This window comes from Baekduia sp., assembly GCF_035318805.1.
Taxonomy (GTDB): domain Bacteria; phylum Actinomycetota; class Thermoleophilia; order Solirubrobacterales; family Solirubrobacteraceae; genus Baekduia.
The window spans coordinates 14,870-37,374 of sequence record NZ_DATHDY010000126.1 but is presented as its reverse complement, the minus strand read 5'-3'; the positions used below and the strand labels follow the sequence as shown (position 1 = coordinate 37,374).

Sequence of the window (22,505 nt, the reverse complement as noted above, 5' to 3'; positions counted from 1 at the left end):
CCGATGAGCCTCCGGATCACCGACTCAGGCGCGGTCGCGGTGAGGACTCCAGCACCGCGCGACGTGTGGCGGGAGCTCTACGACTCCGACCCGCACGCCTTGCGCTATCACGCGCCCGCATGGGTCGATCTGTTGAGCGCGTTCGGCCGCTACGAGGACGCCAGCCGCCTGTATTCGCTGCCCGATGGTCGTCTGGCCGTCTTGCCGATGGTGCGCAGGCGTCTGCTCAGCGGGGTGGTCCGCGAGGCGTCGTTTCCGCCCGCATGGGGGATGGGCGGCCTGCTCGCATCCGGGGGCGTGCGCGCATCCGACGTCGCAGCCGTATTCGCCGACCTGGCCTCCCGACGGGTCGCGCGGACGTCATTGCGTCCGAACCCGATGACCGGACCGGTGTGGGAGGCGGCGCGGCCGCCGGGCGTCGTCGCCGTACCGCGCCTCGCCCATGTGCTCGACCTCGAGGGCGGCTTCGACCATGTGTGGAACAAACGGTTCCTCGGTCAGGCGCGCACGGCGGTTCGCAAGGCCGAGCGGTCCGGCTTGACCGTCAGGTGCGACACGTCAGGACGGCTCCTCCCCGTCTTCTACGAGCTGTTCGACCGGTCGCTCGATCGGTGGGCGGCGACGCAGCACGAGCCGCGCGCGCTGGCTCGCTGGCGAGGGCACCGTCGCGACCCGCTGCGCAAGCTGCAGATGATGGCCGAGTGGCTCGGCGAAGACTGCCGGGTATGGATCGCGTGGCTCGACGGCCGGCCCGCCGCCGGCATCCTGGTCATCCAGGGACCCAGTGCCAACTACACGCGCGGCGCCATGGACAAGGAGCTCGCGGGACCGACACGGGCCAACTACCTGTTGCATCGGCTCGCCGTCGAGGACGCGTGCGCCGCGGGGTGCCGGTACTACCACATGGGCGAGACCGGCCCGTCACCAGCGCTTGCCCAGTTCAAGACGCGATTCGGCGCACGGCCGCACCCATACGCCGAATACCACATCGAAGCGCTGCCGCTCATCGCGCTCGACCGCGCGCTGCGCAGAAGCGTAAAACGCGTCATCGGCTTCAAGGACGTGCCCACCGGCCCATCCCCCGAGCGATCAGCGCCGGCACGCAGCAGACACGGGAGTCTCGGGAAGCTTGTCCGCACGCCGTCGGCGCGTCGATCGCGGCGCTGACGTTCATCGCAGAGGGCGCCGGACGACGGCCCGGCCTCGGCGAAACACCCGCCACGCGCGGGTCCTCGCACGCTCGCGCCGCGGCGCGAGCGGCGCTCCGCGTCCGTCAAGCCATGCACCCAGCCCGGCGAGCGTCGTGTCGGCGCGGACGGTCAGCCGGGCCAGCGCGAAGCGATCGTCGGCAGTGAAGCTCAGCGCGTTCTTCACCGCGCAGGCCGATGCGAAGCCGGACTCCTGCGCGAGGCGATGCACGACCGGCCCGTGATACCCGTACGGGTAGGCGAACGAGGGCACCCGGGCCGACAGCAGGTTCTCGAGGATCTCCTTGGAGCGGGCGATCTCGACACGCGCGGCCTCGGCGGGAAGGGTGTCGAGCTGAGGATGCGAGTGGGTGTGCGCACCGATCTCGATCCCCTGAGCGCGCAGGTCGAGGAGCGCGGCCGCATCCAGCCAGGGGCCGGGGGGCCTGCTCACCCCGCGTCCCTCCGGCAGGCCCTCGAGGAAGCCGGTGGTGACGAAGAGCGTGGCGGCAAGGGCCACGCGGCGAAGCGCGGGCAGCGCATGCTCCTGGAAGTCGGCGAGGCCGTCGTCGAAGGTGATCACTACTGAACGCTCAGGCAGCGGCCTGCCGTCCTCGAGGCTGCGCGCATACTCGGCGACCGACAGCGCCGTCGCGCCCCAATCGCCGATCAGCTCGAGCTGGCGGGAGAAGACGTCCGGCGCGACGCAGTAGCGCCGGATCCACGCCGGCGGGTTGTCCGACACGCTGTGGTAGAGGAGGATCGGGACGGGCGTCACGGCCCCGGTCTCGCGCCAGGTGCGGGACTGCCCGACGGGGCCGGCATGAGCTGCGGCAAGCACCACTCAGTCCCCTTCACCCTTCACCCCGGGCCCTGCTCTTGTGGAGACGAGCTGCGCCGTGGAGCGCATGAGTCGCCTTGGCCGGTCCGCCCTCGGCCCCACCGCTCGTATCCTCCCGACGACGTAGCCGGCGCTTGTGACGAGCAGGCCTGCGACGATCGCCAACGAGCGCTGCACGCCGGCCCGGTCCCCGCCGGTCACTGCATCCGACACACCGCGCGCCACCCCTGCTGGAAGGACGCGGACGACATAGGAGCGCTCGGAGGACAGCCTCTCGCCGGGCTCCGAGACAGTCATGAGCGCGGCCTTTGCGAGCCCCTCCGCAAGACAGCGCGTCCAGAAATACGGCCAGGTCTCCCGGACCCTTGGCACCTTGTGCCGCGCTCGAGCTTCGGGTGCGTAGACGAGCACGCTGCCGGGGAGGCTGCGCTGGACACGGATGCAGAGCTCCGTGTCGTCGACTCCGAGTGGATGTCTCCCTCGGCGTGCCATGTCCGCCGCGAACCCGCCTGCGGCCTCGAGGGCGTACCGCCTGAACGACATGTTCGCCCCGAGGAGGTTTCGGACCGCGGCGGGTCGTGTCGGAAGACCCCGGTACGTGCAACCGACGACCCAGTCGAACTCCAGGGGGAACCACCGCGGCCGTCCGGTGCACCAGTCGGCGTCGACGCCGCCGCCGACGCCGACGACACGCTCGTCGACATAGTGCGCGGCCTGGCGCTCCAGGCAGTCGGGCTCGGGGACCGCGTCGTCGTCGAAGAACGCGACGATGTCTCCACGCGTCGATGCGATTCCCGTGTTGCGCGCGCCAGAGCTGCCCCTCGGCTCTCGGTTCGCGATCGCGCGGACGTCGGGCACGGCGGCACGAAGGCGCTCGAGCAACGCTGGATTGTGGTCGACGACGACCGCGATCTCTGCCGGCGGAAGGGTCTGCCGGCGGAGCCCCCCGACGCAGTCCAGGACATCCTCGAACCGCTCGTCGGCAAAGCAGGGGACCACCACCGAGATCGTTCGCACGTCGCTGCTCATGCCAGCGCCGCCAGAGGGGCCTCGAAGTTCAACCGCTGCCAGAGCCAGTTGTCGGCATAGCCGTCTGCTTTGGTCAGCAGATTCTGCGTGTGTCGGAGCCAGGCGAGAAGGACGAGCGCCGACAGCGTCGGGGCATCGCGAAGCGGTTCGGTGCCGCGCGCGAGCACCGTCCGCTCCTCCTCGGTCCACCTACCGGCCAGCGCGTCCGTCACCATCTCTCCGTACTCCCGGCGGCGGCGAAGGGCGCGGGTGGCGAGAACGAGCTGGACGAGGTCGATCGCCTGCAGGTTCGGGGTCCCGCCCATCTCCCAGTCGACGATGCCGCTCACCGTTCCGGTCGCGGGATCGACGAGGAGGTTGCCGGGCGTGTAGTCGCCATGGGTCCAGCCCGCCGTGAGCCGCTTGCCGGCGAGCGCCTCGTGCAGCTCGTCGCGGAGCCGATCGAGCGCCCGAAGCTGCCACCGTTGACCGCCGCCCCGCCGGCGCGCGTGGAGGCCGAGAATGGCGAGCGGCGCGTCCACCCAGGCACCGACGATCGTCGGGCCGACGTCGACCTCGCACCGCGTCTGCCGGTGGAAGCCTTCGATCCCTTCTGCAAGCCCGCCGAGACACGCGACGGGCCCGGCCGCGGCGGCCATCAGTCGAGATGCCTCGACCCCGGGGAGCACGCCTTCGACACGAAACGGCTCGCCGTCGATCTCGCCCGCTGCCAGCACCTCCGGCAGCACCGCCCGCCATGCCTCGAGGCGAGAGTCGCCGGAGAGCAGGCTCAGCACCTCCGTCTCACGGACGAGCCCGCGCGCCGCGCTCTGCGACTCGGCGAGCTTGACGACGGCACGCGGAGGAGCACCGGCAGGACCGGCCAGAACCACCAGCTTGTCGGTGACGCTCGCGGGGAGCTCGTGAGCCGTCCACGCGCTCGGAGGAGGACCTGCGCCATTCTCCGGAAGCTCGGCGAGGATCCGTGCAACCGCGACCGCTGCCCGGGTCCGGCGCCGATGGAGCGCAGGCCGCCGCTTGATCGCTCCCGCCACCGTCAGCACGCCGGTGTCCGCGGCGGCGTTCCGGGCGAGGCGGATGCTGCGCAGGCGCCACGGGATCCGCGAGCCATTGGTGAGCAGAACCTGCGGCCAGACCGCGAAGAGAACGGCCGCCGCGATCGTCTGCACGACGAGCCATGCGAACGCCGGACCGCGGATTCCATACGGATGCAGGAGCGCGACGCTCAGCAGGACGACCGCGGTGTACAGGACGCAACGCACCCAGACGAGGAGCGACAGCCGTTTCTCCGCCCGCCAGACGCCCATGTAGAGGGCGATCACCATCGCGGGGATCGCCGAGAACGCCATCAGCCGCAGGGCCGTCGTGCCCCGGTGAGCGTATTCCGGGCCGAACAGCCGGAGAAAGAGCGGGGCGGCGACCGCCAGGAGGAGCGCGGCCGGAATGACGAGACGGGCCGTCTGGACGAAGACGCGGTGCGTGTACTCGCGGAATCGCCACCGCTCGTTGACGAGCGCCACCACGAGCGAGCTGGCGGTGCTCGCGCTCAGGAGGTAGAGCGGCATCGTCATCACCCACGCCAGCGAGTAGTACGCGTTCTCCGCGGCGCCGAACCGCTGGGTCACGATGATCGGGATCAGCGTGATCGCCACGATCCAGCTGAGCCCGCCGACGTAGTCGGCTGCGACGAAGCGACCGATCGACCGAGCGCTCGGGAGCTCGATGCGCTCGATCGGTGCGCGGCGGGTGTGCTCGGGAATCAGGCGGAACGCGAGCAGACCGTTGATCATGAGCACCGAGAGCACGACCCCGAAGGTCCATGAGGCGAAGATGCCCAAGCGCGGAAGCATCGTCGCGAAGGCCACCAGCAGGCCGATCTTCGCCACGCCGAAGAGCACGTTGTCCACCGGAACCCAGATCGCGCGCCGGAGTCCGGTGAGCACGGCGTCCTGAAGGTTGAAGATGCACCAGACCGTCGTCGCGGCGACGAACCAGAACGCGAAGCCATGGTCCGACGAGAGGGACGCCAACGACGGCGCCCACTTCCGGACGCCCGCGAGAAAGGCGACGGAGACGAGCGTCGCAGCGACGACGCTGATCGCATACGACCACCCGACCAGTCGCCAGGTGGAGCGTCCGGCCCCGGGAACGAAGCGTACGAGCGCGCCGATGAGGTTGAGCTGCGCGACGCCGGAGACGAGCATCATCATCGAGATCGCGGCCGAGTTCAGCCCGACCACGTCGGCGCTGTAGGTGCGGGCCGCGACGATCCAATAGGCGAACCCGAGGATGGCCGCGACCCCCGCGCTGAGAACGAGCGCATAGCCCTCGCGGTAGACCGGCGTCCGGACGTGCTCCGCGAGGCGCCGGGTGGTGCTCTCGAACCTCGACGCGGCTGTGACGGCGGCCACGGCCCTACTCCCGCCGGCGCCCGTCTGGGCTCCCTTGTGCCACGAGCCCCGAGAGTGCGAGCTCCGCCGGCTCGGGTCGCCTGGACCCGCGCGCCGGACGCAGCGCCCGCCGCCGCCGCCGCTCGATCAGGTAGCCGAAGGGCCCGACGAGCATCCCGACGCGCTCACGCGCGGCGAGGCCGGCCGCAAGTCCGTCGGCGCTCCCATCCCGACCGGAGGGACGCAGGCGAACGGCGTGGGCCGCGCCGAAGGGGATGCGCCAGGCGATGTCGGGCAGCAGTCCCGGTCGGTCGACGACGATCTTGGTCAGGAACGCTCCGAGAGCCGCCCCGTAGTCGAACATCAGCGTCCGCAGGCATGCGGCGTCACGACGGTAGGCGTGGCGAATGATCGCGGCCGGCTGATACGCGAGCGTGTGGCCTGCCGCGAGAACGGAGAAGAATCCCGCCAGGTCATCGCCTCCGCGCGCACGGGAGCCCGTGCCCAGCGCCGGGTCGAACCCGCCGAGCGCCCGCAGCACGTTGGTCCTGAAGGCCATGTTCGCTCCCGATCCGAACGTGCCGGCGGCATAGGGGAAGAGCTTGTCTGCCGGCCGATTCGAGCCCAGGTCGAAGAGCTTCCGCGTGTAGCCCTTGTTGTGCGCGATCCAGTCCTCGAGCCAGAGCTGGGCCGGCGTCTCGAGCTCGATCGGGAGGATCATGCCGGTGACACACGCAACGTCGCCGGCGAGCTCGAAGGCGCGCGCGAGCTCGTGCAGCCAGAGCGGGTCGACGACGACGTCGTCGTCGGTGAAGGCCACGATCTCGCCTCGTGCCTCGTCCAGCCCGCGATTGTGCGCCACGGCGAGTCCGGGGAGCGGCTCGCGAACGTACCTGACGTTCGGGACGTCGGCGTACCGGAGCTCCAGAAGCGTGCGTGTCCGGTCGGTCGTGTTCGCGTTGTCGACGACGATGATCTCGAATCGCGGGTACTCGAGCGCGAGCAGGGCGTCAAGTGTTGCCGCGAGGCTGTCGGGTCGTTCGCGCGTGCCGATGACGATGCTCGCGAACGGGGCACGTACGCTGAACTCTCGTCTGTCCCGCACGCAGCCCGGCGCTTCCGCCGACCCCGCCGGAGCTTCGCTCCCTGGCGACGCCGGCGCGAGGCCGTCGTCCCTCAGGTGCGCGTCGATCGCAGCAGCGAATTCCTGCCGGGCGCGCTCGACGACGGCTTCCGGGGCGATTTCCGAGTCGCGCCGGTCGATGTCCAGCGTGCCGAGCGGCGTGCCGTGCAGGCGAACGAGCACGCGGGCAGACCGGTAGCTTCGGACGTCCCCCGCGGGTCCGAAGGAACGAAGACGAAGGTCGGACAGCTCGAGCTCGGCCAGCCTCACCGGCTCGAAACCGACGGGCGTCGACCCGTTCATGGCCGGGGGCGGATTGCGTTCGATCCGCTTCGAGCGGCCGCCGAACGCTTCCCCGATCCGGGTCATCGGATCGCCTCCGAGCGCGGTCGGCGGCCGGACCGGTACAGGAAGATCGACGAGGACCCACGCCGGTAGACGAGGCGGAAGTCGGGCGAGGCGCGCAATGCGCCCGCGAGGCTCTGCAGCGATCCAGCAGGAAGCAGCCCGTAGAGTCGCGCGTAGCGCTCCTGGCTGGCGGTCAACGTCAAGAACGTGTGCGGCGCCCCATACGCGCGAAGGCTGCTCTCGATGCGTGGAAGGTCTGCGGCCCCGAGCCTGCGGCTGCCGTATGCCGCGTGGTCGGTGAGCGAGGGCGCGCCGGGCGTGGGCGGGTAGTAGACGGCCGCATAGCGGGCGGTGACCCGGTTCGGGAAGCCCCCTGTCATCCCGGCGAGCACCGAGTCGCGCGGCGCGTGCCGCTCGAACCACACGGCGGCGGCGACGTCGTCGGGGTCGACGCGGTTGATGAGCTCGAGCCCGAAGTATGCGAAGAGCAGGCAGATGCCCAGGCTGACGTTGGCCAGCAGCAGCCTGACTCGGTGCGTCAGCGCCGGCAGGCGTGCCCGCGCCGGCGAGAGTGCGGCCGCGGCGAGGAAGCAGAGCCACGGCAGCGCGAACAGGTATGCGCGATAGCGTCCCTCGCCGGAATAGGACTGCAGCCCGACGACGACGAGCGGGGCGGCGATGAGGATCGCCGGGACCAGATCCCAGTGACCCTGCCGAAGCCTGCGGACCAGTCCGACAGCGGCCAGGACGACGAGGATCAGGATCTCGGCTCGAACCGCATAGGCGACGAGCTCCAGCCCCGGCAGCCCATCTCCGATGTTGTAGCCCGGGGGCGCGGCGCTCGACGAGGGGGCGGGGTCGAAGAAGGTGTAGTGCTTCGACACGTAGGGCCATGCGCGCCACAACCACCACACCTCCGCGATGCCCATCGCGACCGGGATCCAGAGCGGGACGCGGCGGGCGACGAGCGCCAGCCCGATGACGCCGGCGAGGAGGATCACGGGCGTCAGCTGATGGCTGACGACGATGGCCAGGTAGCACAGACCGCCGACCAGGACGGCGCCTGCCGGTGAGAGCGGGGCCGGGCGGCGCGTCTCCTCGGCCGGCGCGCGGCGCAGGACGGAGCTGCGAAGGCCGTCGAGGACGCCCGTCGACCAGGGAGCCGCTCGAGACCGTGCGGGACCGGGCGCAGGGCCGCAGCGGAGGCAGAGCCCGAGGACGACGAGCGACAGCACGAACGCGAAGGCCTGGGGCGCCAGATAGTCCTGGCCGAGCCAGTTGCCGAGCACGAAGAACAAGGTTGCGCTCCAGATGAGCCGCTCGTCGTTCGTGAGGCCACGCAGGGCGAATCGGAGCGCCGCGATGTTCGCCAGGTTGAAGAACACCTGCGCCCCCGCGGCGTAGCTGATCGCGCTGACCCCCGTCACAGCGCTCAGCCAGGCGACAAGCGCGAAGAACCCCGGCCAGTTGTTGTAGATGTCCACGCTGCGGTCGACGGCGCCGGCCTGGGCGATCTGCGCGATGACGCCCAGATGCTTGTAGGTCCACGTGTACCGCGGCTCGTCGTAGAGCAGCGCGGTGGTCCCATGCAGCACGAGGATCAGCGCGAAGGCGTACAGCCACAGCAGCCGGTTCGACAGCACGGGGCGGCTGACGGCCGCCGTGAATCCCGCGACCAACAGCCCGAAGGCGACGAAGTATGCGGCGGGCATCGCGTCGAGCAGCCCGAGGCCGCCCATCCGGCTCAGGTCGGCCTCGCGCAGGGAAAGCCCCCACGCCAGCCCCGCCGCCGCCAGCACGGCCGCGTGCGCTGCCGCGGGCGAGCGGGCGCGGCGGCTCGCGACGGACGTGAGCACGCGGGCCCGTTCCTGTTCCCCCGCCGGAACCGACCGGTCACCGCGCTCCTGCGCGCGGGCGGCGACCGGCTCGCGAAGGCGCGCGAGCAACGCGACCAGGCACGCCGCCGCCAGCAGGTACAGGAAGGCCTTCGGCCACCAGGCGCCGAGCCACAACATCGTCTGGGCAACGACCGCGGCGACCCCGAGGCTGGCGCCGACGATCAGGCCGGGCTCGACGGTGGCCCGATTGCCGAGTGCGGTGACGAGGGCGGCTCCGGGCGCCAGGCACAGAAACGCCAGCACAGCCGGAAGTCGTAGTTCGCCCGGCACGCCGATGGCGACGGCCGCCGGCGCGACCAGGCAGACCGCCACCGCGACCGCGACGAGGGCTCGATCCGAGTGAGTCGCCGTGGGCTGCGGGGCGCTCGACGGCCGCCGCTGCGACCATCGCCCAGGCGCCGGCCTCACCGTGCTCGCTGCACGTGCCGCCGGCCCGAGGCGCCACAGACCGTCGAGTCGGCGTCGGTGCTCGGAGCTCGCGCGCGGCTCGCGGCATACGCTCGGGTCCAGGTCGTAGCGCACGCCCGCGGGCACCGCTCGCAAGACGGCCTCCAGATCCACGATGCTCACGGTGGCCGGCGCGACGAGCCGGGCCATGGAGTCGCGCGCCGTGCCCGCCCGCACACGCGACAGCCGCCCGGACCGTGGGAATGACGGCGTTGCGCTCACGGTCAGCCCTCGACAGCGACGTCCCGTGGGTCACGGCGCTCCAGTGGTCGAGGCCTTCCGTGCCTGGCGCGGCGCGCCGCGTCCGTCGGCCGGCGGCGCATGAGCTCCTCATAGAGGGCGAGCGTTCTGTCGACGACTTCCGCCCAGGAGGGGAGCGAACGTGCCGGCGCCGGGGCGGGGATGGCGACGGCGTGCCGGATCGCCTCCGCGACCTCGAGCGGAGACCCCTCCGGCGAGACGAAGGTGATCCCGAGGTCTCCCACGTGGTGCGAGACCTCGCGGTGGGCCGGAATGTCGGAGGCTACGACCCACGCGCCGGCCGCGATGCCTTCGAGCACCTGCAGCCCGAAGGCCTCCTCCTCTGAGAGGGCGACCACGAGACGCGCGGTCCGCAGCCAGCGGTGCAGCTCGGCGTCCGCGACCGGTCCGGCGAACCGCACACGCGAGGAGACCGCGAGGTCGGCGGCGTGTCCCATCAACCGACGGCGGGCGTGCCCGTCGCCGACCACGACGAGCTCGAACATGGGAGGCAGGCTTGCCATCGCGGCGATCGCGCGGTCGACGCGCTTGCGTCGCTCGAGCCGGCCCACGGTCAGCACGACGGTGCTGAGCGCCGAGAACGGGGCCGCCGCCTGGATCGCAGCGGCGTCGATGCCCAGCGGCACGACGAGCACTCGATCCGCCGCTTCGGGACACGCGCCGCACAAGACGTCGGCATCCGCTCGAGTGGCGCAGATCGTCAGGGCCGCGCGGTCGACCACCGAACGGGTTGCGCGACCGTAGGGCCAGCACAGCAGGCGAGCCATCGGCGTCAGCGGCGAGTAGACCAGCCGTCGGGGACGGGCACGTATCGCGGCGAGCCCGAGCAGCACGTGCGCGCTGTGTACGTGAACGAGGTCGAAGGCGCCAGCGGTACGACGCAGATGCTCCGACAGCGCGGCGGTCACGGGGAAGCGAGCGTTGTGGTGGTCCGGCCCGGGGAATCGCCGGACGAGGACGCCCTCGAGCCGGGACTCACGACGCATGCGAGGCTCGCACTCCGGCGTGATGACCTCGACCGACGCTCCACGGCGCATCAGCCCGCGCGCCAACTCACGGACGGGGCGCTCGAGCCCGCCGTCGTGGGACGGATAGCGCGAAGTGACGAGCGCCACCTTCATCGGATCAGCAGATGCCGTCCAGCGCGAGCCCGCCACAACCGCCGCGCCGCGGGTGAAGCCCGCTCCACCGCGATCGTGCGCAACACTCGGCTTCCATCGCGCACCGCGCTGAGGTTGCTCATGCCATGGATGCGGCTTCGCTCGAAGCTCGGAACCTCGTGCACCACGAGCCCGGCCTTGGCGATGCGCACGTTGATGAGCGTCTCGACCTCGAACCCGTCACAGTCGACGCGCATGTACGGGAGGCAGCTCGCCCAGAAGGCGTTGTAGCCGTAGCAGAGATCGGTGTAGCTCGTCCCGTAGAGCGCGTTGACCAGCGCACTGAGCGCTCGGTTGCCCAGCTTCCGGATGGGCGTGATGTCCGAGCTCCCTCCGCCCTGCGCAAAGCGCGATCCCTTGACGAAGTCGGCGCCGTGGCAGAGCGCCGCCACGAACCGCGGAATCTCGCAGGCGTCGGTCGACCCGTCGGCGTCGAGCGTCACGACGACATCGCCGGTGCACTCACAGAAGCCGGCCGCGAGCGCGTTTCCCTTGCCTCGCCCCGTCTGCATCACGATGCGTGCATCGGGCCGCAGCCGCCGTGCTACGGCGACGGTCTGATCGGTCGATCGCCCATCGACGACGATCACCTCGTGGAGCCCCTGCGGAAGGCGTGCGAAGACGTGGGGCAGATTCTCTTCTTCGTTGAGTGTCGGAATCACCACGCTGACTCGCACGCCCATGTGCGCGACCGTGGGAACTCCGATGTTCGGAGCAGTCGGAAGACTTGCGAAGTTGCACGTCGTATCAGCAACGAGCACATCCGGAACATCATCGACAGGAGCGGTCACGGTGGCCATGTGAATCGACTGTAGACACCCCTCCCGCCCACGGTAAAGGGGGCTGGACGGACTACGCTGCAGACCCTCTGCGTACGTTGTCTACCGGTAACTCAAGGCCCGTTAGCGGTATCGGCGAGTGAGCGGCGGTCTGTTTTCTGGCATTGCGCGCGGCTCCGGGCGCCGGTACCCAAGGGCCGCCTGGATGCTCGACGGCCGCCACTGCGCTCCGCCGCGCAGGGTCGGCACGTTCTCGGCGTTGAGCTGATCGGCGATCGCCTGCAGTGTCATCCTCGCGGCGCGCATCGTCGCGATGCGTTCCATCAACTCGGGGCGGTCCCTGACTGCCGGTCGGCGTTTCGCGCGGCCGTTGGTGCGCACCTCAGCCAGTCCCATCCGCGTCCGGCTGGCGATCAGTTGGTGCTCGTGCGCGCTGAGGGCGATCAGCGTGGCCGCCACCTGGTCACCCTCGGGAGTGGATGTGTCGATGTCCAAGTCGAGCGCGATCAACGTCGCATGGGCGTCACGGAACCATGCCAGCAGCGCACCGAGGTCGACGATCGAGCGGCTCAGGCGCTGCAGGTCGCTCACGACGAGGCCGTCAGCGTGACCGTCGGCGATGCGCCCCAGCGCGTAGCTCAATCCTGGGCGTTTACGGATCCTGCGGCTTTCACGGTCGCGGACGATCTCGAGCAGGTGCCAGCTGAAGCGCTCGCACGTCGCCGCGATGGCGGCTGACGATCGATCGGCCTCGCCGGGGCCCGCGTCGGCGCCGACGATGACGTGGCCGATCAGGGGGGAGCCGGACGGAAGCCGCGAGGGGGACCGCCGGCGGTCTGGCATGGTCATGAACTCTTCCCTTCTGGACGGCTCTGGAGAGCCCGGACGCTGAGACCGCGCCGGGAACCGGTGCTGGGAAAACCCAGACGGGTTCAGCCAGGCCGCTGCAGAAGGGCGACGACGCCGACGAGTCCCGTGGGAACCAGTCGGAGGTGCTGCCAGCGAATCTCGTGATAGGTCAACGCCAGCGGGCTCACGAGGATGGCCGACCACCGGCCCGACGACACGCCGCCCGGGGCTGCCGCACCGCCACCGGCAGCGGTCGCGCTGCCAGGGGGTCCGGACGGCCCATCCTGCCCGGTGCCGCCGCCGCGTCCTGCCGGGCTCGGCCCGTCCGAGTGGCCGGCGACGCGGGGCCTGGTCCTGGCGGCAGGCGTCGTCCGGGTCGCGCGAACGTCGAGAACCGACCCTATGTTCGGGCTGCTGGGCAGTTCGAAGGCCCGGCGGCCGGCCGCCGCACGGAACGCGCAGATCGCTGCGCTTGCCGGCACGGCGGACCTCGTCGGCGTGGGCTCGAGGGTTGCGGTCGCCACGATGGCGGCGCTTGATTCGACCGTGGGCGTCGTCTCGCGGGTCAGCGTGGGATCGACGGTGGGGGCCGGCTCGACGGTGGGTGCCGGCTCGACGGTCGGGAGCCCCTCGACGGTCGTCGCCGGCGTTGGGGCGGGTGTGGAATCGACGGTGGGCTTGGGCTCGACGGTTGGCGTGGACTCGAACGTGGGTGTCGCTCGGACCGTGGTCGTCGGGGTGAGGACGACAGTGGGCGTAGGTGTTGACTCAAGGGCCGATGTCTCGTCGGCGGTGGGTCCAGGGTCGACGCCGGTCGACGGCGTGGTGCGGGCTCGACCGTGGACGTCGGTTCGACTGGTGGTCGTCGGCGTGGACTCGACCGCGGTCGTCGACGTCGCGTCGGCGGGGGCAGTCGGATCGACGGCGGCGGTCGGCTCGCCGGCGGCGGTCGCGTCGGCGGCGGCAGTCGGCACGCCGGCGGCGGTCGGCTCGACGGTGGGGCTTCGGCCGGGCGCCGTCGCTGCAGGCTCGGAGACCGACGTATCGGGCTCGCTGCCCGCCGCGTTCGGGTCGGCCTTCTCCGCGGATGTCGTCGCCCCAGACGGGTCGGTCGCCGTGGACGCGACGTGCGCCTTGGCCGTCGCGGCGAGAGCGCCGGCCAGCAGGAATATCAGGCCGACTGTCAGAAATCCTCTCGCTGCGGCCCGCAGAACCCGGCTCGCCCGCGTCCATCGCCGGACGCTGGTGGTGTCACTATCGCTGAGCAGTTCGACCGGCAGCGTCATGTGACAAACAGGCCTTTTATCGGTACGTCAATGACGCTGCTGTTGCCCATTCTTGGCTATCCCCGAGGTGCCTGACTGCGGCGCCCGCGCGACATTCAAGGACCTGCCGGCGGACCATCGGCTGACCGGTTGACCGTATGTCGGCAGTGCCGACTACGTCCCCGGCGTCGCGACCTTCCTCGTTCGCGATGTGATTTGGGCCATTTTACGCAAGGCACGCAGGTCGCCGCGTAAAACTTTGCCACGAACGCCAGGGGTTTGGCGCATTCATCTTGACAATGGGAAGGTGGAAAATGGTAAGGAAGGTTGCCGGCAGGAGATCCTCGGCCTACCGGATCGGAGCGCCGGCGGCGGCGGCGAGGCCCCAGAGCATCGCCGACCCGGAGGAGCTTCCCCAGCGGCGCAGCACTCGCGCACGACGAGCGACGGCCTCTCGGTCGCCGTCCAGCGCCGCGGCGATCACGGCGGCCGCCGCGGCGGGCAGCTCGCCGCGCTCTGCGCAGCGCAGGTAGGCGAGACCGATCGGCGACGAGCGGCCGGCCGCCAGCGCGGAGAGGTCGACCGGGTCGCCGGCGGCCGCCGCCCAGCCCGCGTACCCGGCGAGGACGTCGTCGCCGGCGGGGGTCAGCCCTTCGCCGCGGCCCGCCAGCACGCGGACCGCTCGCGGCAGATCGGCGCGCTCGAGCGCCCGGAGCCCGACCAGCAGCGAGGCGGGCGGGCGAGGGGCGGCCGCCGCCGCGGCGGCCAGTGCCTCGCCTCCGCCGGGGGCGGGACTCGGCCAGGCGTCCACGCCCGCGACGCGCAAGCCGGAGAGATCGATGCGACGGGACCCGACGACGAGCGCCTGGGGCCCGACACGGGCGTCGCGGACGTCGGCACGAGCGGGCTCGCTGCCGAGTCCCGCGACGAGCAGCGACAACGGACCGAGCGCGGTCCGCGGCCCGGTCAGCAGCACCCACCCGTCCGCGCCGAGGCGGAGGTACCCGCCGGCGCCGAGTGCCACCACGAGCCGCCCGGTCCCCCCGGCGCGCAGAGCGCGCGCCGCACCGGGTCCTGCGAGCAGGGCCCGTGCCTCCACGGTCACCGCCCGTCGAGGTCGCAGGCGAGCGCTGCGAGCTCGGCGCGCGCCGTCACGACGGCCGGTCAAGGTCGGCGGCAAGTGCGGCGAGCGCACCGGCGAACGGCGCCAGCGGCTGGTGGGCGACGCCGGCGCCGATCTGCCCGGCTCCCGATGAGGCGTGCAGCACTCCGGTGGTGATCTGCGGGGTGACGCCGAGCTCGACCACCAGCCGCGCATCGATCCCGAGCGGCACGCCGGCGAAGTCGAGCGACGGGATGGTGAACCGGTCGGACCGAGCGGCGCAGATCTCGCCCATGAGGCGCGTGCGCGCGACCGCCTCTGCGGCGCCGCCGCCGAGGAAGGCGGCGACCGCGGGCGACGCGGCGAGCGCCATGCCTCCGAGACCGACACACTCGATCACCGCCGAGTCGCCGATGTCTCGCCCGGCGTCCCGGTCGGTGAACCCGTCGCGCAGGAGCGCATCCTGGACCGGCGCCGCGGGCGCCTCGAACCACTGCCCGGGCAGCCCGGCGACGCGGATGCCCACGTCGGTGCCGTTGCGCGAGATCAGGTTCACGATCGTCGAACCGCGCACGCCCTCGGCGGCCAGCGACGCGCACTTGGCCGCCGCCATCGTGAGCGTCAGGAAGAAGTGGTGGTTGCCGGCGACGAAGCGCGCCACCTCCTCGGCGCCCGGCGGCGCGTCCCTGCCGCCCAGCGCCGCGAAGCCGCCGGCGAGCTCACGGAGCAGCAGGTTCCCCGCGGCCTGGCTGCGCATGTGCAGTTCATCGCCCATCTGCAGCCCCTGGGCCGCGAGCGCGAACACGTCGACCGGACCCTCGCGCTCGAGCAGCTGTGCGAGCAGGGGACGAGCGACGTCGCGGAAGAACCGCAGCCGCTCGACGGACTCGTCGTCGCCCACGCCGAACCAGAGCGTGTTGCCCGGACCCTCGTTCAACGTCGAGAACGCGCGCACGCCCGCGCCCTCGTCCTCGACGACCCACACGGGCATCGACGGGGAGCAGACGCCCGTCATCGGCCCGACGTGCCCGTGCTCGTTGCCGCTGGCCAGCGCGACGTCGCCGGCGTCCAGCAGCGCAGCGGCCTCGGTGCGGTCCTGAGCCCAGCCCTCGAACAGGCATGCGGCGACGAGCGCCCGCCGTTGCGGGTCGCACATTCGCACCCAGGCGATCGGCGGCCCGCAGTGCAGCAGCATCCTTCCGTCCAGCCCGTCGATCGCCTCGCCGGCCGGCGCGACCGTGACCGCCAACGGCTGGGCGGCCTCGATGCGCGCGACGACCTCGGCATTGGCCCGGTCGACGAGCTCGCCGTGCCGCCCCCAGAGGCGCTCGAGCAGCGCGACGGCGTCCGGGTCGCCCTTCGCCGGTGGCCGCCACTCGACGTCCAGGACCGCGGCGCCCTGGTCGCGCAGCGCCGCGCCGAAGGAGGTGAGCCCGACGTTGACCGCTGCTATGCGCGCCGGCAGCGAGTGCGTCACACTCGCCCTCCGTTGCCCGACCTGAACGAGCTGGCCGCGGTGATCCGCGACGCGCCCGGGCTCCGCGCCAAGCGCGAGCTCGCGCTCGTCGCGAGCGCGCTGCCGTCGATCGACGGCGACGACGCCGCCCTGATCCGCCACGGCGACGACCACCTCGTCCTCGCCGGCGAGGCCATCCTCCCCTCCCTCGTCGAGCGCGACCCGTTCGGCGCCGGGGCGGCCGCCGTGGCGACCAACGTGGCCGACGTCCGGGCGATGGGCGGCCGCCCGCTCGGGCTCGTCGACACGCTCGTCAGCCCCGACCGCGAGCACGCCAGACGGGTGCTCGACGGACTGGCCTGGGCGGCGAGCCGGCTGGGGGTCGACATCGTCGGAGGCCACCTGACGCTCGGCGCGCCGCCGGCGCTGGCCGCGTTCTGCACGGGCGTCGCGCGCACGCCGCTGCGCGCCGCCGGCGCGCGGGCCGGCGACGCGCTCGTCGCAGCGTTCTGCCTCGACGGGGAGTACCGCGGGGCGGCGCCCCTCTTCAGCTCGCTGCGCGCCCGCGAGCCCGATCGCCTGCGCGACGACGGCGAGGCGCTCGTCGAGGTCGCCGAACGCGGGCTGTGTCGCGCGGCACGCGACGTCTCGATGCCGGGCGCCGCCGGGTCGCTGCTCCAGATGCTCGAGCTCGCAGGCTGCGGGGCAACGCTCGACCTCGATCTGCTGCCGCGGCCGCCGGCCACGCCGCTCGAACGCTGGCTCGTGACGTTCCCCAGCTTCGGGTTCGTGCTCGCCGCCCCGCCCGACCGCGCGGAGGAGGCGTGCGAGCGGTTCACGTCACGCGGGCTCGCAGCCGCGGTCTGCGGCGGCTTCGACGCCACGGGCGTCCTGCGCATCGCCTCCGGTGGCGCCATGGCAGACGTATGGGACCTCGCCCGCGACCCGCTCACCGGGCTGAACGGCTGACGCGACGGGGCAGCGAGAGCGGGATGTCCATCGGCTGATGGTCGACCCCGTGGTACGGCGCGACGGTGCCGTGCAGGCGCCAGCCGAGCGCCTCGAAGAAGCGCACGTTGGGCAGCTGGATCATCGCCGTCATCCGCGTTCCACCGAGCCCGCCTGCGGTGCGCACCGCGAAGCGCACGAGCGCCGCTCCAAGCAGTCCGCGGCGAAGGACGGGCAACACCGCCAGCCGGTCGCCCTTCCACAGGCCGGCGCCGTCGAGCCGATAGAGGCGGACGGTGCCGCCGATCACCCCGGCGACCGCCCCGACGGCATGCATGGTCTGCGGGTCGTCGTCGCGCCCGTCGCGGTCGTCGCAGCCGAACAGCGCCTGCTCGTCGACGAAGACGGCGCGGCGCACGGCGAAGTGCCGCTCGAGCTCCGCGGCCGACCGCGCGATGCGGCAGGCGCCCGGCCCGACCCGCGCACTAGCCGGCGTGGTGCATGGCGAGCCCGCGACGCTCACGCAGCTCCTCCTTCCGGAACACGCGCTCCCACGCCGACAAGCCCGAGCACGCCTGGCAGCGCGCGCAGCCGGCGGCGGCGCCTTCGTGGTCGAGGCCGCCGGCGGCCAGCATCGTCGACACGGAGCGGTAGACGGCGGCGACGTAGTCCGGGTCGGGCGGCGGCACGTCGGCCATCAACGTCCCGGGCACCGGACGCAGCGGAACGACGAACGGGTACACGCCGAGATCGATCGCGCGCCGGCAGCCCTCCTCGGTCAGCGACCGCTGCTCGCCCATCCCGAGGATGACGTAGGTCGACACGCGCCCGCGCCCGAACACCTCGACCGCCCGCTCCCAGCAGCGGAAGTAGCCCTCGACACCGGCCACCGCCTTGCCGGGCGCGACCCGCGCGAGCACCTCGGGATCGAAGGTCTCGATGTGGATCCCGACCGCGTCGACGCCGGCGTCGCGGACCTGCTCGAGCACGGCGAGGTCATCGGGCGGCTCGAACTGGACCTGCACGGGAAGGCCGCTGGCCTCCTTGATGGCAGCGGCACAGCGGGAGATGTAGAGCGCGCCGCGGTCGCGCCGGTTGATCGATCCCGTGGTCAGCGTGGCGTCGACCGCGCCGTCGAGGTCGCGAGCCGCCGCGCAGACCTCCGCCAGCTGCGCCGGCGTCTTGACCGGGATCGTCTGCTCGCCGCGCGTCAGCTCGATTCCGCAGAACGCGCACTGCTCGTGCGTGCCCCAGTAGATGCACTTCTGCACGACGGTCGAGGCGATCGAGTCGAGGTGCAGCAGCGCGATCTTCCAGTACGGCACGCCATCGGTCGTGGTCATGCCGTAGATCCTGGGCTGCGGCGGCACGACCACGGGACCGACGTATTCGTCGCCGAGGTAGAGCTTGGCGCCGTGCTCCCCGATCCGCAGCCGGTAGGGCGAGTGGCGGGCAAACCGCGAGTGCATCGGCACCGTGAGCGGCAGGCCGCGCACCCAGAGGAAGCCGGCATCGGATGGTCCTGCGCCGCCGAGCCGTCCCGGGATCGACGCGGCGCCGGACTCGTCCTCGACGCGCACCCCCAGCGACTGCAGCTCCACGAGCAGCCGCCGGTCGTCGACACCGAGGGCGCGCTCAGCCACGGCCCGCGAACAGCTCCTCGTAGTTCTGCCAGAAGACGCGGTTCTTGAGCTCTTCCGAGATGCCGCGGACGCCGTTGATCTTCCAGTACTCGCTGTCGAAGTCCGACCACGGCTCGTCGGATCCGAAGAAGACCCGATCGCCGCCGATGCCGGTGCGCTCGATCTCGGTCAGCAGCCACCGCGCCCCGAAGCCGATCGCCCACGAGGTGTCGGTGTAGACCTTGTAGCCCTGCTCGACCCAGGACAGGAACTTGGGGACGAGCCTGATGTGCCCCGAGACCCCGCCACCGAAATGGACGAGGTGGATCTTGCAGCGCCTGCCGTACTTCTCGACGAGCGGCATGAAGTTCGTGATGTCCGAGCTGCCGCCCGGGCTGGTGTGGAAGTGGAAGATCAGATCGTGCCGCTCGCAGGCGTCGAAGCACTCGTCGGCCAGGGCCAGCGTCTCCTCGTCCCACGTGCCAGGGTCCGGGTTGCCGCCCAGCAGGAAGGTGGTCTTGAGCGCCACGACGCGGGACTCCGACGCCAGCTTCAGCGCCTTGCGCGTGAGCTCGGCGTTGCGCGGCAGGAACGACACCCAGAGCGCGGCGAGCACGCGGTCGTTGCTCGTCGCGGTCTCCAGCACGACGTCGTTGAGGTCGAACGAGATCTCATGGACCGGGACCCCGTAGTTCGACATGGTGAGCGCGCGCTCGATGCCGAACTCGTCCATGTGCTTCTTCATGAACTCCTCGGGGGTCCGGTAGTCGTAGACCGTCGGCTTGACCGGATGCTCGAGGTCGTAGTACTTCCACGGCGGGATCTCGCCGATATGGCAGTGAGCGTCGATGATCCGCTTGGGATGGGTCGTCACGAGGCTCCTCCCCCGAAGGTCGCGCGCGCCTGCTGGATGCGCGCGTCCCACTCCTCGTGCGAGTGGTAGGTGCGGGCCGGAACGATCGGCGGCTGGTCGACGAGCCACGCGCCGGTCGCCGGGTCGAGCTGGACGACCTCGAGCTCGAAGGTCGGGACCGCGCTGTCCAGGGGGCTACGGCTCGACGCGTGGATCGCACGGCCGCTGCGGACGTGCATCTCCAGCCGCTGCGAGCCGAGCGGGGTGACGTCCTCGAAGAGCACGACCCACGCCGCGTGCTCGCGACGCGCGCGCTCGAGACGCTCACGCGCGATCTCCTTCGCGCGCTCGCGCGAGATCTGGCGGTGGCGATGGCAGAAGGCCGCGTCCCGCAGCGCGGCGACGTCCATGAACGCGCGCATGCTCGGCGCGCTGCGCGCGACCACCTCTGCCGCGACGTCGCGCCGCTCGTGCCAGGCGTCGAAGAGGGCTTCGTCGGTGCGCACGTCGGCGAGCTCCTCGGCGACCGCGCGCACGGTCGTCAGGTACTGCTCATAGAGGGCCGCGTTGACCATCACGGACGGATAGACGCTCGCCTCCGCCCGCCGCCAGACCGCCAGGACGTCTTGGTGATCGGTCAGCATGCCGGCCACCTCGGCTGCTGCATCGCCCCCTTACACGGTCCAGGTGTTGAGCTGGAACGCGCGGTCGCGATACGCGGTCAGCGCCGCGTCGAGCACATCGAGGGGATGGAACGGCGTCACACCCTCCATCAGCAGGTCCTCCGGAAAGCCGTACAGCGCGCCGCACGCGAAGCGGCACGCGTAGACGGTCCCGCCTTCGTCGAGGAACGCCCGGATCTGGTTGTTGATGGCCATGTGCCCGGGGAAGGCCTCGTCGCCGACCTTGGGAAAGCCGCGCGAGCCGGAGGCCATCAGCACCCCGGGCCCGTACAGCACCAGGTGCGTCTTGAATCCCTTCCGCAGGACGCGCGTGGTGGTCAGCAGGTTCACCAGCCCCACCGAGCCCTCGTACGGCACCGTGTGCATGAAGGTGTAGGCGGACTCGCCCTCCTCTGCCTGAACGTCGGGAAACAGCTTCTCGGAGGTGTCGAACAGCTCCGTACCGGCCGGCTGTGCAGCGATGGCACCCTTCGACACGACGACCTCCTGCGTTGAGATCCCGCGGCACCGGGAGCACCGCGGACGGTCCGTGTCGGATCGCAGACGCGAAGCTCCCGCATTCACCGGCGCAAGTCAAGAGACCGCGCCGGGCCGCTTCCACTATGGGAAACGGCGAGTCGGGTTGCGCCGCCATGTCGGAAAGTGCACAGTAGGTCTTCGAAGGTGAACGCGTGACCTACTTCATGGCGTCGGTCGAGCAGGCAGTCTCCGAGCTCGGGGGAAAGGTGGCGAGCGCCCGCGCCGAGCGCGGCTGGTCGCTGCAGCAACTGGCTGATCGGTCCGGGCTGTCGCCGGCAGCGATCCACAAGGTCGAGAAGCGCGGGATGACGCCGACCATCACGAGCCTGATGAAGATCGCGGCAGCGCTCGGCAAGAGCGTCTCGTACTTCATCGACGAGTCCGAGCCGCTGCGGCCGGTCACGCACATCCGCGCGGCCGAGCGGTCGCTGCTCTACACCTCGAAGAAGGGGCTCACGCTCGAGAACATCTCCGGGCGCTACGGGCCGTTCTTCGTCGCCGGCGCCGAGGCTCACGTCGACCCGAACGCCGACAGCGGCCCGCACCCGATGGTTCATCCGGGTGAGGAGCTCGTGGTCGTCCTCGAGGGCTCGATGCGGTTCGAGGTCGGCGGCGAGCCCTACGAGCTCGACACGGGCGACGCGCTCCACTTCCGTACGACGCTGCCACACTCGTGGTCGAACCCTTCGACGGTTCCGGCCCGGGCGATCTGGCTGGCGATCCGGAGCTCCTAGTGGGTCGCGAGGCCCACTAGCGGGGTGCCCGGGTGCGCGTCGTCATCGCGCTCGGCGGCAATGCGCTCATCCGAGCGGGAGAGCGCGGGCACTGGGACGAGCAGCGACGCAACGCGCTGAGCGCGGCGCGGGCCGCGGCGCGGCTCCGGCGCGCCGGGCACCAGATCGTGCTCGCGCACGGCAACGGACCGCAGGTCGGAATGCTCGCCCTTCAGCAGGCGTGCGCCGCCGACGAGGCTCCGGGCCTGCCGTTCGACGCGCTCGTCGCGATGACGCAGGGCCAGATGGGCTACCTGCTGCAGCAGGCCCTCGGTGAGGTCGACCGCGACCTGCCGACCGCCACGATCCTCACGCGGGCCGTCGTCGCCCACGACGATCCCGCGTTCGCCTCGCCCCCCACCAAGCCGATCGGACCCTTCTACGACGAGCCGGAGGCTCGGCGTCTCGCGAGCGAGCGCGGCTGGGCCGTCGGGCCGGACGCCGGCCGCGGCTGGCGCCGGCTGATCGCCAGTCCGCGTCCAGTCCAGGTGGTCGAGCACGAGCACATCGCGCTGCTCGCCCGCTGCGGCGTCGTCGTCGTCGCCGCGGGTGGCGGCGGGATCCCCGTAACGGAGGCCCGCCCGCCAGCGGATGGGCTCGCCGGCGTCGAAGCCGTCATCGACAAGGACCGATGCGCGACCGAGCTGGCCATCCAGATCGGCGCCGAGGTGCTCATCCTCACGACGGGCGTGCAGTGGGTCTCGTTCGACTACGGCACGCGTTGGCAGCGCGACATGGCCCGCCTGACCATCTCCGACGCGCTGCGCCATCTCCGTGAGGGGGACTTCCCCGCGGGGAGCATGGGGCCGAAGATCGAGTCCGCGGTTCGATTCGCCTCCGGCAACGGCCGGGCCGTGATCACCGACCCGGCGCACCTGTCCCACGTCCTGGACGGCGGCGACGGCACCTGGATCGTTCCCGACGACGAGGGCCCGTCCCGGGTGGCGCCGACGCCGGCGGCGGCATGATGTG

20 protein-coding genes are annotated in these 22,505 nt (G+C 71.6%); 5 read left to right on the top strand and 15 right to left on the bottom strand.

Translation table 11 applies throughout. The features are described from left to right. Positions 1-3 precede the first annotated feature (3 nt). Positions 4-1,167: a GNAT family N-acetyltransferase gene (locus VK501_RS25705; protein ID WP_324342644.1), complete on the top strand. Its 1,164-nt coding sequence runs from the start codon at positions 4-6 to the stop codon at positions 1,165-1,167. A gap of 3 nt (positions 1,168-1,170) precedes the next feature. Here VK501_RS25705 and VK501_RS25700 read toward each other — a convergent pair whose 3' ends face one another. From VK501_RS25700 to VK501_RS25665, 8 genes are all read right to left on the bottom strand, one after another. Beyond that, positions 1,171-1,965: a polysaccharide deacetylase family protein gene (locus VK501_RS25700; protein ID WP_324342642.1), complete on the bottom strand. Its 795-nt coding sequence runs from the start codon at positions 1,963-1,965 to the stop codon at positions 1,171-1,173. Between the two features lie 66 nt (positions 1,966-2,031). Beyond that, entirely contained in the window at positions 2,032-3,057 is a 1,026-nt protein-coding gene (locus VK501_RS25695; protein ID WP_324342640.1) for a glycosyltransferase family 2 protein, read from the bottom strand. Continuing rightward, positions 3,054-5,468, bottom strand: a complete 2,415-nt coding sequence (locus tag VK501_RS25690) for a phosphotransferase (protein WP_324342638.1) — start codon at positions 5,466-5,468, stop codon at positions 3,054-3,056. The genes VK501_RS25695 and VK501_RS25690 overlap by 4 nt, the downstream gene beginning before the upstream one ends. 4 nt (positions 5,469-5,472) lie before the next feature. Next, positions 5,473-6,753 carry a glycosyltransferase family 2 protein gene (locus VK501_RS25685; RefSeq protein WP_324342636.1) on the bottom strand — a complete coding sequence of 427 codons (1,281 nt, stop codon included), beginning with the start codon at positions 6,751-6,753 and terminating at the stop codon, positions 5,473-5,475. A 182-nt stretch (positions 6,754-6,935) separates the two neighbouring features. Further along, positions 6,936-9,059: a hypothetical protein gene (locus tag VK501_RS25680; protein ID WP_324342634.1), complete on the bottom strand. Its 2,124-nt coding sequence runs from the start codon at positions 9,057-9,059 to the stop codon at positions 6,936-6,938. 428 nt (positions 9,060-9,487) lie between these two features. Further along, positions 9,488-10,645 (bottom strand): glycosyltransferase family 4 protein, encoded by a 1,158-nt coding sequence (locus tag VK501_RS25675; RefSeq protein WP_324342631.1) that lies wholly within the window; start codon positions 10,643-10,645, stop codon positions 9,488-9,490. Beyond that, complete coding sequence (locus VK501_RS25670; protein ID WP_349261063.1) at positions 10,642-11,367, bottom strand: glycosyltransferase family 2 protein; 726 nt, start codon at positions 11,365-11,367, stop codon at positions 10,642-10,644. Before VK501_RS25670 ends, VK501_RS25675 begins: the two co-directional genes overlap by 4 nt. Before the next feature lie 219 nt (positions 11,368-11,586). Continuing rightward, positions 11,587-12,312 carry a recombinase family protein gene (locus tag VK501_RS25665; protein WP_324342627.1) on the bottom strand — a complete coding sequence of 242 codons (726 nt, stop codon included), beginning with the start codon at positions 12,310-12,312 and terminating at the stop codon, positions 11,587-11,589. Positions 12,313-12,714: 402 nt separating this feature from the next. Between VK501_RS25665 and VK501_RS25660 the strand changes: the two genes are divergently transcribed. Next, a complete protein-coding gene (locus tag VK501_RS25660; RefSeq protein ID WP_324342625.1) occupies positions 12,715-13,602 on the top strand; it encodes a hypothetical protein in 888 nt (295 codons plus the stop codon). 324 nt (positions 13,603-13,926) lie between these two features. On the opposite strand, the gene VK501_RS25655 is transcribed toward VK501_RS25660, so the two are convergent. Both VK501_RS25655 and VK501_RS25650 read right to left on the bottom strand, forming a co-directional pair. Continuing rightward, positions 13,927-14,676, bottom strand: a complete 750-nt coding sequence (locus tag VK501_RS25655; protein WP_324342623.1) for a DUF2877 domain-containing protein — start codon at positions 14,674-14,676, stop codon at positions 13,927-13,929. Between the two features lie 52 nt (positions 14,677-14,728). Then, complete coding sequence (locus tag VK501_RS25650) at positions 14,729-16,156, bottom strand: DUF1116 domain-containing protein (protein WP_324342621.1); 1,428 nt, start codon at positions 16,154-16,156, stop codon at positions 14,729-14,731. 12 nt (positions 16,157-16,168) lie between these two features. Between VK501_RS25650 and VK501_RS25645 the strand changes: the two genes are divergently transcribed. After that, the gene (locus tag VK501_RS25645) at positions 16,169-17,104 is read left to right on the top strand and encodes an AIR synthase related protein (protein WP_324342619.1); all 936 of its coding nucleotides are present in this window, start codon (positions 16,169-16,171) and stop codon (positions 17,102-17,104) included. Here VK501_RS25645 and VK501_RS25640 read toward each other — a convergent pair. The 5 genes from VK501_RS25640 to VK501_RS25620 are packed head-to-tail and all read right to left on the bottom strand — an operon-like array spanning position 17,085 to position 20,718. After that, positions 17,085-17,606: an MSMEG_0567/Sll0786 family nitrogen starvation N-acetyltransferase gene (locus VK501_RS25640; RefSeq protein WP_324342617.1), complete on the bottom strand. Its 522-nt coding sequence runs from the start codon at positions 17,604-17,606 to the stop codon at positions 17,085-17,087. The genes VK501_RS25645 and VK501_RS25640 overlap by 20 nt on opposite strands. Next, positions 17,569-18,726, bottom strand: coding sequence for an MSMEG_0568 family radical SAM protein (locus tag VK501_RS25635; RefSeq protein WP_324342615.1), 1,158 nt, complete (start codon positions 18,724-18,726; stop codon positions 17,569-17,571). Before VK501_RS25635 ends, VK501_RS25640 begins: the two co-directional genes overlap by 38 nt. Further along, positions 18,719-19,579: an amidohydrolase family protein gene (locus VK501_RS25630; RefSeq protein WP_324342614.1), complete on the bottom strand. Its 861-nt coding sequence runs from the start codon at positions 19,577-19,579 to the stop codon at positions 18,719-18,721. Before VK501_RS25630 ends, VK501_RS25635 begins: the two co-directional genes overlap by 8 nt. Beyond that, positions 19,576-20,202, bottom strand: coding sequence for a hypothetical protein (locus VK501_RS25625; RefSeq protein ID WP_324342612.1), 627 nt, complete (start codon positions 20,200-20,202; stop codon positions 19,576-19,578). The genes VK501_RS25630 and VK501_RS25625 overlap by 4 nt, the downstream gene beginning before the upstream one ends. A gap of 30 nt (positions 20,203-20,232) precedes the next feature. Next, positions 20,233-20,718: an MSMEG_0572/Sll0783 family nitrogen starvation response protein gene (locus VK501_RS25620; RefSeq protein WP_324342610.1), complete on the bottom strand. Its 486-nt coding sequence runs from the start codon at positions 20,716-20,718 to the stop codon at positions 20,233-20,235. Positions 20,719-20,912: 194 nt separating this feature from the next. On the opposite strand from VK501_RS25620, the gene VK501_RS25615 reads away from it, so the two are divergent. Beyond that, positions 20,913-21,494, top strand: coding sequence for a cupin domain-containing protein (locus VK501_RS25615; protein WP_324342608.1), 582 nt, complete (start codon positions 20,913-20,915; stop codon positions 21,492-21,494). A 32-nt stretch (positions 21,495-21,526) separates the two neighbouring features. Further along, positions 21,527-22,501 carry a carbamate kinase gene (locus VK501_RS25610; RefSeq protein WP_324342606.1) on the top strand — a complete coding sequence of 325 codons (975 nt, stop codon included), beginning with the start codon at positions 21,527-21,529 and terminating at the stop codon, positions 22,499-22,501. Positions 22,502-22,505: the final 4 nt, after the last annotated feature.